Here is a 13,212-nt window from a genome sequence, read left to right on the forward strand (position 1 = left end):
CAGCCAGCCACAAGGTAGTGGATGGAGCAGGAAGGATTTAACCTGAGACATAGCCGGTGCGACGACCGGCTATTGTTTATGGTGGCAGCACATCACTAGAGCTTTTCGCCCTTCCCTTTATGGTGCAACCCAAGAGAAACCAGAAACGCTAGCGCACTCATCAGTGAAACATACCAAAAAAATGACTCTTCCGTACCCAACGATTTCAACGACAATGCAACGTACTCAGCAGAACCGCCAAACAAGGCATTCGCCACGGCGTAAGACAACCCGACGCCCAACGCCCGCACCTCCGGAGGAAACATTTCTGCCTTAAGAATGCCGCTAATCGAAGTATAAAAACTCACTATCACCAGAGCCAATATCACCAGCATAAATGCGATAACCGGGTTGCTCACACCTTGCAGAGTAGACAAAATCGGTACCGTCAATAACGCCGATAGCGCGCCAAAAAGCAACATAGAACTGCGGCGACCAATTTTATCGGACAGTGCGCCAAACACAGGCTGCAACAGCATGAAAATGAACAGAGCCAGCGTCATCAATCCACTAGCAGACTTGGCGCTCAGCCCGGCGGTATTCACCAGGTATTTCTGCATATAGGTGGTGTAGGTATAGAAGCTCAATGAACCTCCAGCAGTAAATCCCAGCACCATGATAAAAGCATTACGATTGTGCCACAGCCCTCTTAATGACCCGGCATCCTTGCGTGCACGGGTTTCACTCGCAGAGGTTTCATTAAGCGAATGACGCAAGAACAACGCGACCACAGCCAGAGCGGCGCCTAAGATAAAGGGAATACGCCAGCCCCATGAACGCAGCTCTGTATCAGAGAGTAGGTGCTGTAGTATCACTACAACCAGTAACGCCAGTAACTGGCCACCGATTAGCGTTACATACTGAAAAGAGGCATAAAATCCCTTGCGTCCTTCCAGTGCCACTTCGCTCATATACGTTGCACTGGTTCCGTATTCTCCGCCTACTGACAACCCCTGAAACAAACGAGCTATCAGTAATAACAAGGGAGCCCAAACTCCAATCGTTGCATAGCCGGGCAAGCAGGCTATTACCAGCGATCCCAGGCACATCATGCACACCGATGTCAGCATCGATTTTTTACGACCATATTTATCGGCGATATAGCCAAACAACCAACCTCCGATAGGGCGCATGAGAAACCCAGCCGCAAAAACACCTGCTGTTTGTAACAATTGTGTCGTGCTATTACCGGTCGGAAAAAAGATATGAGCGAAGTATAGGGAGCAAAACGAATAAACGTAAAAATCAAACCATTCAACCAAATTCCCGGATGAGGCGCCAACGATTGCCCAGATACGCTGGTGTGTGCTATTTGTCGTAACTCCATCCTGTGGCTTTATTGTATTCACCATGTGTGATCTACCCTTCCCGTCTGTTATGCAATAGCTCTTTTATAGCAGACACAATAAAACAGGCTCGATGATTCAGGCAAAAACTAATCAGCTCATGTCATTATTTAAGCTGAGGGCCACGATACGACAGCTTTATGGTGGGTACCCTATCCGTCCCCTGTGAGCCGCTGCAGAGTATTCACCGACAAACAACAGATAAAACAAAAGGCCCGCTCTTTCGAACGGGCCTTTTGTTTTCGTTTGATGTCTGGCAGTTCCCTACTCTCGCATGGGGAGACCCCACACTACCATCGGCGCTACGGCGTTTCACTTCTGAGTTCGGCATGGGGTCAGGTGGGACCACCGCGCTCTCGCCGCCAGACAAATTCTTTTATTCAGTTTGCCGAACGTCACTTAAAACAACTGGTGCTGATACCCAGAGTCGAACTGGGGACCTCACCCTTACCAAGGGTGCGCTCTACCAACTGAGCCATATCAGCACACAAAATTTGATGCCTGGCAGTTCCCTACTCTCGCATGGGGAGACCCCACACTACCATCGGCGCTACGGCGTTTCACTTCTGAGTTCGGCATGGGGTCAGGTGGGACCACCGCGCTATCGCCGCCAGGCAAATTCTTTCAACGTCTTTCAACGTCATCATCCTTCATGTCGCCGTGTGCTCTCTGTTTGCCGCACACCACGCCATCCAATCCTCGAACAAGCTGACTCGACTTTCCGTCTCTCTCCAAAACACCTTCGGTGTTGTAAGGTTAAGCCTCTCGGGTCATTAGTACTGGTTAGCTCAACGTATCACTACGCTTACACACCCAGCCTATCAACGTCCTCGTCTCGAACGTCCCTTCCGGGGAATCACGTTCCCAGGGAAGACTCATCTCGGGGCAAGTTTCCCGCTTAGATGCTTTCAGCGGTTATCTCTTCCGCACGTAGCTACCGGGCAGTGCCATTGGCATGACAACCCGAACACCAGCGGTGCGTTCACTCCGGTCCTCTCGTACTAGGAGCAACCCCCCTCAATCTTCCAACGCCCACGGCAGATAGGGACCGAACTGTCTCACGACGTTCTAAACCCAGCTCGCGTACCACTTTAAATGGCGAACAGCCATACCCTTGGGACCTACTTCAGCCCCAGGATGTGATGAGCCGACATCGAGGTGCCAAACACCGCCGTCGATATGAACTCTTGGGCGGTATCAGCCTGTTATCCCCGGAGTACCTTTTATCCGTTGAGCGATGGCCCTTCCATTCAGAACCACCGGATCACTAAGACCTGCTTTCGCACCTGCTCGAGCCGTCACTCTCGCAGTCAAGCTAGCTTATGCCTTTGCACTAACCTCCTGATGTCCGACCAGGATTAGCTAACCTTCGTGCTCCTCCGTTACGCTTTGGGAGGAGACCGCCCCAGTCAAACTACCCACCAGACACTGTCCCCGGCCCGGATTACGGGCCCAGGTTAGAACATCAAACATTAAAGGGTGGTATTTCAAGGTCGGCTCCATGCAGACTGGCGTCCACACTTCACAGCCTCCCACCTATCCTACACATCAAGGTTCAAGGTTCAGTGTCAAGCTATAGTAAAGGTTCACGGGGTCTTTCCGTCTTGCCGCGGGTACACTGCATCTTCACAGCGAGTTCAATTTCACTGAGTCTCGGGTGGAGACAGCCTGGCCATCATTACGCCATTCGTGCAGGTCGGAACTTACCCGACAAGGAATTTCGCTACCTTAGGACCGTTATAGTTACGGCCGCCGTTTACCGGGGCTTCGATCAAGAGCTTCTCCTTACGGATAACCCCATCAATTAACCTTCCGGCACCGGGCAGGCGTCACACCGTATACGTCCACTTTCGTGTTTGCACAGTGCTGTGTTTTTATTAAACAGTTGCAGCCAGCTGGTATCTGCGACTCCCGTCAGCTCCATCCGCAAGGGACTTCACCCACAGGAGCGTGCCTTCTCCCGAAGTTACGGCACCATTTTGCCTAGTTCCTTCACCCGAGTTCTCTCAAGCGCCTGAGTATTCTCTACCTGACCACCTGTGTCGGTTTGGGGTACGATTGAATGTCACCTGATGCTTAGAGGCTTTTCCTGGAAGCAGGGCATCTGTCACTTCAGCACCGTAGTGCCTCGTCATCACGCCTCAGTGTTCACAGCAGACCGGATTTGCCTGGTCCACCCACCTGCACGCTTAAACCGGGACAACCGTCGCCCGGATGACATAGCCTTCTCCGTCCCCCCTTCGCAGTCACACCCAGTACAGGAATATTAACCTGTTTCCCATCGACTACGCTTTTCAGCCTCGCCTTAGGGGTCGACTCACCCTGCCCCGATTAACGTTGGACAGGAACCCTTGGTCTTCCGGCGTGCGGGTTTTTCACCCGCATTATCGTTACTTATGTCAGCATTCGCACTTCTGATACCTCCAGCAGACCTCACAGTCCACCTTCAACGGCTTACAGAACGCTCCCCTACCCAACGAACGTATCCCTAAGCCAACTCGACGTTGTGGACGCATTGACGTCGCGTCGCTCCGTCAATCGTCATTCAACTCCGCAAAGTTGTCTTGGGTGATACGTTCGCTGCCGCAGCTTCGGTGCATGGTTTTAGCCCCGTTACATCTTCCGCGCAGGCCGACTCGACCAGTGAGCTATTACGCTTTCTTTAAATGATGGCTGCTTCTAAGCCAACATCCTGGCTGTCTGGGCCTTCCCACATCGTTTCCCACTTAACCATGACTTGGGGACCTTAGCTGGCGGTCTGGGTTGTTTCCCTCTTCACGACGGACGTTAGCACCCGCCGTGTGTCTCCCGTGATAACATTCTTCGGTATTCGCAGTTTGCATCGGGTTGGTAAGCCGGGATGGCCCCCTAGCCGAAACAGTGCTCTACCCCCGAAGATGACTTCACGAGGCGCTACCTAAATAGCTTTCGGGGAGAACCAGCTATCTCCCGGTTTGATTGGCCTTTCACCCCCAGCCACAAGTCATCCGCTAATTTTTCAACATTAGTCGGTTCGGTCCTCCAGTTAGTGTTACCCAACCTTCAACCTGCCCATGGCTAGATCACCGGGTTTCGGGTCTATACCCTGCAACTTAACGCCCAGTTAAGACTCGGTTTCCCTGCGGCTCCCCTATGCGGTTAACCTTGCTACAGAATATAAGTCGCTGACCCATTATACAAAAGGTACGCAGTCACACCCTAAAGGTGCTCCCACTGCTTGTACGTACACGGTTTCAGGTTCTCTTTCACTCCCCTCGCCGGGGTTCTTTTCGCCTTTCCCTCACGGTACTGGTTCACTATCGGTCAGTCAGGAGTATTTAGCCTTGGAGGATGGTCCCCCCATGTTCAGACAGGATACCACGTGTCCCGCCCTACTCATCGAACTCACGACCTGTGCACCTTCGTGTACGGGACTCTCACCCTGTATCGTGCGACTTTCCAGACGCTTCCACTGACACACAAGCCGATTCAGGTTCTGGGCTCCTCCCCGTTCGCTCGCCGCTACTGGGGGAATCTCGGTTGATTTCTTTTCCTCGGGGTACTGAGATGTTTCAGTTCCCCCGGTTCGCTTCATTAACCTATGAATTCAGTTAATGATAGTGTGACGAGTCACACTGGGTTTCCCCATTCGGGTATCGTCGGGTATAACGGCTCATATCACCTTGCCGACGCTTTTCGCAGATTAGCACGCCCTTCATCGCCTCTGACTGCCTAGGCATCCACCGTGTACGCTTAGTCGCTTAACCTCACAACCCGAAAGTGTCTCGGGATGCAGGTATATTGAGAGACTCGAACAACACATGAATTCTCACTCACATGCCGTCGTTTCAATTTTTCAGCTTGTTCCGGATTGTTAAAGAGCAGAATACTTCGCAGCATACTGTTTCCAGTACACTCTGAAGTCATTCGTAAATGGTGGAGCTATGCGGGATCGAACCGCAGACCTCCTGCGTGCAAAGCAGGCGCTCTCCCAGCTGAGCTATAGCCCCATAGATGCATCAACCTTGTCAACCCGCTTAGCCGTCGAAAGGTTCAACACATCACGCACCCTGCACACACGCTGCGCCGCCATCGAACATTTCAAGGATAAATAGAGTTGGTAGGCCTGAGTGGACTTGAACCACCGACCTCACCCTTATCAGGGGTGCGCTCTAACCACCTGAGCTACAAGCCTATAAGGTTTTACTGCTCGTTACTTCATCAGACAATCTGTGTGGACACCACGCAGGCACTTCTACTCGGTAAGGAGGTGATCCAACCGCAGGTTCCCCTACGGTTACCTTGTTACGACTTCACCCCAGTCATGAATCACAAAGTGGTAAGCGCCCTCCCGAAGGTTAAGCTACCTACTTCTTTTGCAACCCACTCCCATGGTGTGACGGGCGGTGTGTACAAGGCCCGGGAACGTATTCACCGTAGCATTCTGATCTACGATTACTAGCGATTCCGACTTCATGGAGTCGAGTTGCAGACTCCAATCCGGACTACGACGTACTTTATGAGGTCCGCTTGCTCTCGCGAGGTCGCTTCTCTTTGTATACGCCATTGTAGCACGTGTGTAGCCCTACTCGTAAGGGCCATGATGACTTGACGTCATCCCCACCTTCCTCCGGTTTATCACCGGCAGTCTCCCCTGAGTTCCCACCCGAAGTGCTGGCAACAAAGGATAAGGGTTGCGCTCGTTGCGGGACTTAACCCAACATTTCACAACACGAGCTGACGACAGCCATGCAGCACCTGTCTCAGAGCTCCCGAAGGCACAACCGCATCTCTGCAGTCTTCTCTGGATGTCAAGAGTAGGTAAGGTTCTTCGCGTTGCATCGAATTAAACCACATGCTCCACCGCTTGTGCGGGCCCCCGTCAATTCATTTGAGTTTTAACCTTGCGGCCGTACTCCCCAGGCGGTCGATTTAACGCGTTAGCTCCGGAAGCCACGGTTCAGGACCACAACCTCCAAATCGACATCGTTTACAGCGTGGACTACCAGGGTATCTAATCCTGTTTGCTCCCCACGCTTTCGCACCTGAGCGTCAGTCTTCGTCCAGGGGGCCGCCTTCGCCACCGGTATTCCTCCAGATCTCTACGCATTTCACCGCTACACCTGGAATTCTACCCCCCTCTACGAGACTCCAGCCTGTCAGTTTTGAATGCAGTTCCCAGGTTGAGCCCGGGGATTTCACATCCAACTTAACAGACCGCCTGCGTGCGCTTTACGCCCAGTCATTCCGATTAACGCTTGCACCCTCCGTATTACCGCGGCTGCTGGCACGGAGTTAGCCGGTGCTTCTTCTGCGGGTAACGTCAATGAACAGACGTATTAAGCCTGCCCCCTTCCTCCCCGCTGAAAGTGCTTTACAACCCGAAGGCCTTCTTCACACACGCGGCATGGCTGCATCAGGGTTTCCCCCATTGTGCAATATTCCCCACTGCTGCCTCCCGTAGGAGTCTGGACCGTGTCTCAGTTCCAGTGTGGCTGGTCATCCTCTCAGACCAGCTAGGGATCGTCGCCTAGGTGAGCCTTTACCCCACCTACTAGCTAATCCCATCTGGGCACATCCGATGGCAAGAGGCCCTAAGGTCCCCCTCTTTGGTCTTGCGACGTTATGCGGTATTAGCTACCGTTTCCAGTAGTTATCCCCCTCCATCAGGCAGTTTCCCAGACATTACTCACCCGTCCGCCGCTCGTCACCCAAGGAGCAAGCTCCTTTGTGCTACCGCCCGACTTGCATGTGTTAGGCCTGCCGCCAGCGTTCAATCTGAGCCATGATCAAACTCTTCAATTTAAAGTTTGATGTGTTTTCCGAAGAAAACCGTGCTCAAAGAATTTACTGTTACTTCGTAATGAATTAACTGTTGTCACTCTTCAAGACTTTCACTAAATAGTTTTAGTGAAGTGTCCTGCGAGTGCCCACACAGATTGTCTGATTGATTGTTAAAGAGCAGCGCCACTTACCGTGGTCGCGGGTCGCATATATTATGCTTTCCCGACAGGAAGTCAAGCGATACGTACCTGATTTCCTGCTGAAACTGCGCTGGCGTGTCGCCGTTGCCGTGTCAGTGGAGGCGCATTATAGGGAGTTATTCCGGCCTGACAAGTGTAATTTTCAAAAAAAAACGCAAGGGCTCATTTTTTAAACCAAAACACCATTTTATGGTTACCCCTTGCTCATAATGGCGATAAAAAAAACAAACCCCAGCATCAGCCGGGGTTCGACATTAAAAAACACTCGTTACTGGCGAGCAACGATGGTTTCGTTTTTTACATCTACATCTAAAGTAACTGATTTTCCAGGCACCAGGTCACCAGACAATATCTGCTGAGACAGCGGGTTTTCGATCATCTGCTGGATAGCTCGTTTCAGTGGACGGGCACCATATACGGGGTCAAAACCTGATTTGCCGAGCAACTCCAGCGCTGCATCAGAGATAGACACTGTATAACCCCGTTCTTCCATTCGCTTGTAAAGGCGCTGCAGTTGAATTTGCGCAATTGATGTAATGTGGCTTTGGCCTAACGGATGGAATACGACAACTTCATCAATACGATTAATGAACTCCGGGCGGAAATGATGGCTAACAACACCTAACACCATGTCACGCATCTGGCTGTAATTCATTTCGCCAAATCGTTCCTGAATGAGATCCGATCCCAAGTTTGATGTCATGATAACCACTGTATTGCGAAAATCCACCGTGCGGCCTTGCCCGTCAGTCAGGCGGCCATCATCCAGCACCTGCAACAGAATATTGAACACATCGGGATGCGCTTTTTCCACTTCATCCAGCAAGATGACAGAATAAGGGCGACGACGTACCGCTTCGGTCAGATATCCCCCCTCTTCATAACCGACATATCCTGGAGGCGCCCCGACCAGCCGAGAAACCGAATGTTTTTCCATAAATTCGGACATATCAATACGCACCATTGCGTCATCGCTATCGAACAAGAACGATGCCAGCGTCTTGCATAACTCGGTTTTACCCACCCCCGTCGGCCCTAGGAACAAAAACGAGCCGATTGGACGATTGGGATCCGACAGCCCAGCACGACTGCGTCGAATAGAATTAGCGACAGCTTCAACCGCTTCATTCTGCCCAATCACCCGCTGATGCAGTTCCTGCTCCATACGCAGTAATTTTTCCCGCTCACTTTCCAGCATCCGTGAAACAGGAATACCGGTCCAGCGAGCAAGAACCTCGGCAATCTCAGCATCCGTTACCCGATTACGCAGCAGATGCATAGTTTTACCTTCAACCTGTGTAGCAGCAGCAAGCTGTTTCTCCAGTTCAGGAATTTTGCCGTATTGTAATTCCGACATTCGACCTAAATCTCCCTGACGTCTTGCCTGCTCCAGGGAGATTTTTGCCTGTTCCAGCGCTGCTTTAATGTTTTGCGTACCGGTCAACGACGCTTTTTCAGCTTTCCACTCTTCTTCCAGTTTTGAGTATTCGCGCTCTTTCTGCTCCAACTCAGCATTCAGAATCTCCAGACGTTTCAAACTGGCTTCATCAGACTCTTTCTTCAACGCCTGTTGTTCCAGTTTTAACTGGATAATTCGGCGCTCAAGGCGGTCTAACGGTTCTGGCTTGGAGTCTATCTGCATACGGATGCTGGATGCGGCTTCATCAATCAGATCGATCGCTTTATCTGGTAATTTCCGATCAGAGATATATCGATGTGACAACATAGCGGCCGCAACAATCGCCGGATCAGTGATTTGCACATGGTGATGTAATTCATATCGCTCTTTCAAACCGCGCAGAATAGCGATGGTATCTTCAACCGTCGGTTCAGCGACAAACACTTTCTGAAAACGGCGCTCAAGCGCAGCATCTTTTTCAATAAACTGGCGGTATTCATCCAGCGTTGTCGCTCCTACGCAGTGCAACTCGCCGCGCGCCAGCGCAGGCTTAAGCATGTTGCCTGCATCCATCGCACCGTCAGCCTTGCCGGCTCCCACCATGGTATGCAATTCATCGATAAAGAGAATGACACTGCCTTCCTGTTTGGACAGATCGTTCAAGACGCCTTTCAGACGTTCTTCAAACTCACCACGGTATTTAGCTCCCGCTACCAGCGCCCCCATATCAAGCGCCAACACGCGTTTATTCTTCAGCCCTTCAGGAACTTCGCCATTGACGATACGCTGTGCTAATCCTTCAACAATCGCGGTTTTCCCAACCCCAGGCTCACCAATCAAAACCGGGTTATTCTTGGTTCTGCGTTGCAACACCTGGATAGTTCGGCGAATTTCTTCATCACGACCAATGACCGGGTCTAGCTTGCCTTGTTCAGCCCGCTCGGTGAGATCAATCGTGAATTTCTTCAGTGCCTGACGCTGATCTTCAGCGCTCTGCTCGTTAACTTGCTGTCCGCCGCGAACGTGCTCAATGGCCTGAGACACGTTTTGCTGTGTAGCTCCTGCAGACTTTAGCAGATCCCCCACCGCACCGCGCGACTCAAATGCCGCAAGTACAAATAATTCTGAAGAAATGAATGTGTCGCCTTTTTTCTGCGCCAACTTGTCGCAGATATTAAGCGTTCGAACCAGCTCACTGGACGGTTGAACATCACCACCGGTACCCTCCACCTGTGGTAATCGACTGATTGCCTGTTCAATTTCATTTTTCAGACGGCTGACATTCGCCCCGGCAGCCGTCAGTAATGGACTGACTGTCCCCCCTTCCTGATTCAAAAGGGCACTCATCAAATGCAGCGGTTCAATGAATTGATGATCCCGCCCAAGGGCGAGGGATTGGGCATCAGCGAGGGCAAGCTGGAATTTGTTGGTAAGACGATCCAGACGCATAACTCCTCCCATACATACTGGTCAAAATTGCTACTGGAGATTAAATGAGGTCATCCCTCAAAAATTCAAGATTATTTTGCCAGTAATAATAGAAGGAAAAACGTTAATCCTCCGGATCGTCTTAATTCAATAGGTTATATCAGCCAAATCAAAGTTGCCATACGTCCGGTCACACCATCACGCCGATAGGAGAAAAAGCGGCTCGAATCGCTGACCGTACAGTACTCACCACCGAACACCTGGCTGACGCCAGCGGCCTGTAAACGCAAACGGGCCAGCTGATAAATATCGGCGAGGAATTTACCATTACGGGGAACAAAAGCGCAATCGGCAACGGGGTCAACTCGCAAAAAAGCCTCGCGAACCTCTGCCCCAACTTCAAACTGTCGCGGACCGATAGCTGGTCCCATCCACGCCATAATTTCAGTCGGATGGGCATGGAAATGGCGTAGTGTCTGCTCCAATACACCCGCTTGTAAACCACGCCAGCCAGCGTGCGCCGCCGCTACCTCACCACCATCAGTGGAACAGAACAGGACCGGCAGACAATCCGCAGTCATCACCGCGCATACCCTATCCTGACGGGTGGTATAAGCCGCATCACCCACCAGCGAATCAGGCGCAGCTTCATCAAGGTTAATCACCTGTGTGCCATGTACCTGCTCAAGCCAATGCGGCATAACCGGCAATCTGGCCATAGTGACCAGACGTTGCCGGTTGTCCTGCACATGCAGCGGAGAATCCCCCACATGATTACCCAAATTGAACGAGTCATATGGCACACCACTAACACCGCCAAGACGAGTGGTGGTGCAGGCCCGGACCGCCGCGGGAGCAGGCCAGTCGGGGATTAACATCATGCTGTCAAACGACATGTCATCACCAGTCAAGTTGGTCTTTGAACTCGTCGGTATCCGCTTTTAGCGCGGCTATCAGTTCTACCATATCCTGCGGCAAAGGTGCGTGCCACTCCATCTCAATGCCGCTGATAGGATGATAAAGCCGCAGCATAGTGGCGTGTAACGCCTGACGATCGAAATTGCGCAGCGTCTCGATAAATACCTCAGAAGCGCCTTTGGGCAAACGAGGACGACCACCATACAGTGGGTCCCCCACCAGTGGATGGTTGATGTGTGCCATGTGGACGCGAATTTGATGGGTTCTGCCTGTTTCCAAGCGCAAACGCAGGCGGGTATGCGCACGAAAATGCTCCATGATGCGATAGTGTGTCACGGCTGGTTTACCCATCGGATGGACCGCCATGTGCGTGCGTTTGGTAGCGTGACGCGCAATGGGTTCATCTACTGTACCGCCCGCAGTCATGGTGCCGATAGCTACCGCTTCATATTCACGAGTAATTTCACGCGCCTGCAACGACTCGACCAGTCTGGTCTGGGCCGGTACGGTTTTAGCCACCACCATCAACCCGGTGGTATCCTTATCCAGGCGGTGGACAATGCCAGCTCGCGGTACATCGACAATAGCCGGATAATAGTGCAACAGTGCGTTCAGCACCGTACCATCAGGGTTACCGGCACCAGGGTGCACTACCAGATCGCGCGGTTTGTTAATCACCAGGATATCGCCATCGTCATAAACAATATCCAGTGCAATCGGCTGTGCTTCCCAGCGAACCTCTTCCTCGATAAGAGCATCAATGGCAACGGACTCTCCACCAAGCACTTTCTCTTTTGGTCTGTCGACCATATTGCCGTTAATCTGTACCCGTTGTTCCAAAATCCACGTTTTTATACGAGAACGCGAATAATCTGGGAACAATTCGGCCAAAGCCTGATCTAAACGTTGTCCAAGTTGAGATTCGGCCACCGTCGCGGTGAGTTGTACTTGTTGGGACATAGTATGCTGCTTCTTATTAACGTTGGGTTTTAACGGCGATGCCGTTTAAAATAATGTACCATTGTATTTGGTCTTAATCGGGGAGCTTAACGGACAGTCTCCCGGAAAAACACTCTGAGGATAATCAAATCGTCATGACGCGTATGAAATACCTGGTGGCTGCTGCCACGTTGAGCCTGACGCTGGCTGGTTGCTCCAATTCCAAAGATGCGGTACCTGACCGTCCACCATCAGAACTGTATGCTACCGCCCAGGAGAAACTGCAGGACGGCAACTTTAAAGCAGCCATCAAGCAGTTGGAAGCACTGGATAACCGTTATCCATTCGGCCCGTATTCCCAACAAGTTCAACTGGACCTGATTTACGCCTATTACAAATCCGCTGAGTTGCCGTTGGCTCAGGCGTCGATTGATCGCTTCATCCGCCTGAACCCGACGCATCCAAACGTGGATTATGTCCTCTATATGCGTGGGCTGACCAACATGGCGCAGGATGACAGCGCCTTACAAGGCTTCTTCGGCGTTGATCGTTCAGACCGTGATCCTCAGTATGCTCGTTCAGCGTTCAAGGCATTTAACCAGTTGCTTCAAGGCTACCCGAATAGCCAGTATGCCACGGACACCAGCAAACGCCTGGCATTCCTGAAAGAACGTCTGGCTAAATATGAACTCTCTGTCGCACAGTATTACACGAAACGCGGTGCTTATGTTGCGGTGGTTAACCGTGTAGAGCAAATGTTGAAGGACTATCCAGACACGCAGGCAACACGAACTGCACTGCCGTTGATGGAAAACGCCTACCGGGAATTGCAACTGAATGGACAGGCTGACAAGGTTGCCAAAATCATCGCCGCCAATCCCGCTGCATGAGGAAATACCTTAACGCTTTTACCACGAACTCTTATTACCACGGCAACTTCGGTTGCCGCTTTTTCTTTGTATAGCCGGTCACCCTAGCTTTAAACGAATAATCCCGCCAATACATCCAATAGATAATGGCACAGCCCTGATGAGGCTACAAGCTTGCCGCGTCAGTTTCCCAAAGCGGCTCACAAATCAATTCATGTGACGAAAAAGTGACCCAAAACAGTGATCAAAATCACCCACTTTGCATTAGTCAAGGGTATGCTGAAATCACCCAAGACGGAAAAGGCAGAGAG

The 13,212-nt window shown here is 51.5% G+C and carries 5 protein-coding genes, 3 tRNA genes and 4 rRNA genes; 1 reads left to right on the plus strand and 11 read right to left on the minus strand.

Translation table 11 applies throughout. The annotated features are described in order from the left end of the window. Positions 1-95 precede the first annotated feature (95 nt). The 11 genes from Dpoa569_RS15105 to rluD all read right to left on the minus strand — a co-directional run bounded on the left by Dpoa569_RS15105 (position 96) and on the right by rluD (position 12,053). Positions 96-1,391: an MFS transporter gene (locus Dpoa569_RS15105; protein ID WP_042872418.1), complete on the minus strand. Its 1,296-nt coding sequence runs from the start codon at positions 1,389-1,391 to the stop codon at positions 96-98. 245 nt (positions 1,392-1,636) lie between these two features. Beyond that, positions 1,637-1,752, minus strand: a 5S ribosomal RNA gene (gene rrf, locus Dpoa569_RS15110). 42 nt (positions 1,753-1,794) lie between these two features. Beyond that, positions 1,795-1,870: transfer RNA gene (locus tag Dpoa569_RS15115), tRNA-Thr, on the minus strand. A 14-nt stretch (positions 1,871-1,884) separates the two neighbouring features. After that, positions 1,885-2,000, minus strand: a 5S ribosomal RNA gene (gene rrf / locus Dpoa569_RS15120). 137 nt (positions 2,001-2,137) lie between these two features. After that, positions 2,138-5,131, minus strand: a 23S ribosomal RNA gene (locus tag Dpoa569_RS15125). A gap of 167 nt (positions 5,132-5,298) precedes the next feature. Then, positions 5,299-5,374, minus strand: a tRNA-Ala gene (locus tag Dpoa569_RS15130). A gap of 108 nt (positions 5,375-5,482) precedes the next feature. Continuing rightward, positions 5,483-5,559: transfer RNA gene (locus Dpoa569_RS15135), tRNA-Ile, on the minus strand. A gap of 68 nt (positions 5,560-5,627) precedes the next feature. Further along, positions 5,628-7,169 (minus strand): 16S ribosomal RNA (locus Dpoa569_RS15140). Together the 16S, 23S and 5S rRNA genes with 3 tRNA genes alongside form the textbook arrangement of a ribosomal RNA operon. A gap of 447 nt (positions 7,170-7,616) precedes the next feature. After that, the gene (gene clpB / locus Dpoa569_RS15145; RefSeq protein WP_146411508.1) at positions 7,617-10,196 is read right to left on the minus strand and encodes an ATP-dependent chaperone ClpB; all 2,580 of its coding nucleotides are present in this window, start codon (positions 10,194-10,196) and stop codon (positions 7,617-7,619) included. A 134-nt stretch (positions 10,197-10,330) separates the two neighbouring features. Continuing rightward, the gene (gene yfiH, locus Dpoa569_RS15150; RefSeq protein ID WP_042874048.1) at positions 10,331-11,056 is read right to left on the minus strand and encodes a purine nucleoside phosphorylase YfiH; all 726 of its coding nucleotides are present in this window, start codon (positions 11,054-11,056) and stop codon (positions 10,331-10,333) included. 19 nt (positions 11,057-11,075) lie between these two features. Beyond that, on the minus strand, positions 11,076-12,053 hold the full coding sequence (gene rluD / locus Dpoa569_RS15155; RefSeq protein ID WP_042872266.1) for a 23S rRNA pseudouridine(1911/1915/1917) synthase RluD: 978 nt from the start codon (positions 12,051-12,053) through the stop codon (positions 11,076-11,078). Between the two features lie 134 nt (positions 12,054-12,187). On the opposite strand from rluD, the gene bamD reads away from it, so the two are divergent. Next, the gene (gene bamD / locus Dpoa569_RS15160; RefSeq protein WP_042872267.1) at positions 12,188-12,922 is read left to right on the plus strand and encodes an outer membrane protein assembly factor BamD; all 735 of its coding nucleotides are present in this window, start codon (positions 12,188-12,190) and stop codon (positions 12,920-12,922) included. Positions 12,923-13,212 lie beyond the last annotated feature (290 nt).

The sequence above is a fragment of the Dickeya poaceiphila genome (genome assembly GCF_007858975.2).
Lineage (GTDB): Bacteria > Pseudomonadota > Gammaproteobacteria > Enterobacterales > Enterobacteriaceae > Dickeya > Dickeya poaceiphila.

Excerpts from the sequence above, each read along its gene's own strand:
- Dpoa569_RS15105 (WP_042872418.1), bottom strand. The coding sequence starts at position 1,391 with ATGGTGAATACAATAAAGCCACAGGATGGAGTTACGACAAATAGCACA.
- clpB (WP_146411508.1), bottom strand. The coding sequence starts at position 10,196 with ATGCGTCTGGATCGTCTTACCAACAAATTCCAGCTTGCCCTCGCTGAT.
- yfiH (WP_042874048.1), bottom strand. The coding sequence starts at position 11,056 with ATGATGTTAATCCCCGACTGGCCTGCTCCCGCGGCGGTCCGGGCCTGC.
- rluD (WP_042872266.1), bottom strand. The coding sequence starts at position 12,053 with ATGTCCCAACAAGTACAACTCACCGCGACGGTGGCCGAATCTCAACTT.
- bamD (WP_042872267.1), top strand. The coding sequence starts at position 12,188 with ATGACGCGTATGAAATACCTGGTGGCTGCTGCCACGTTGAGCCTGACG.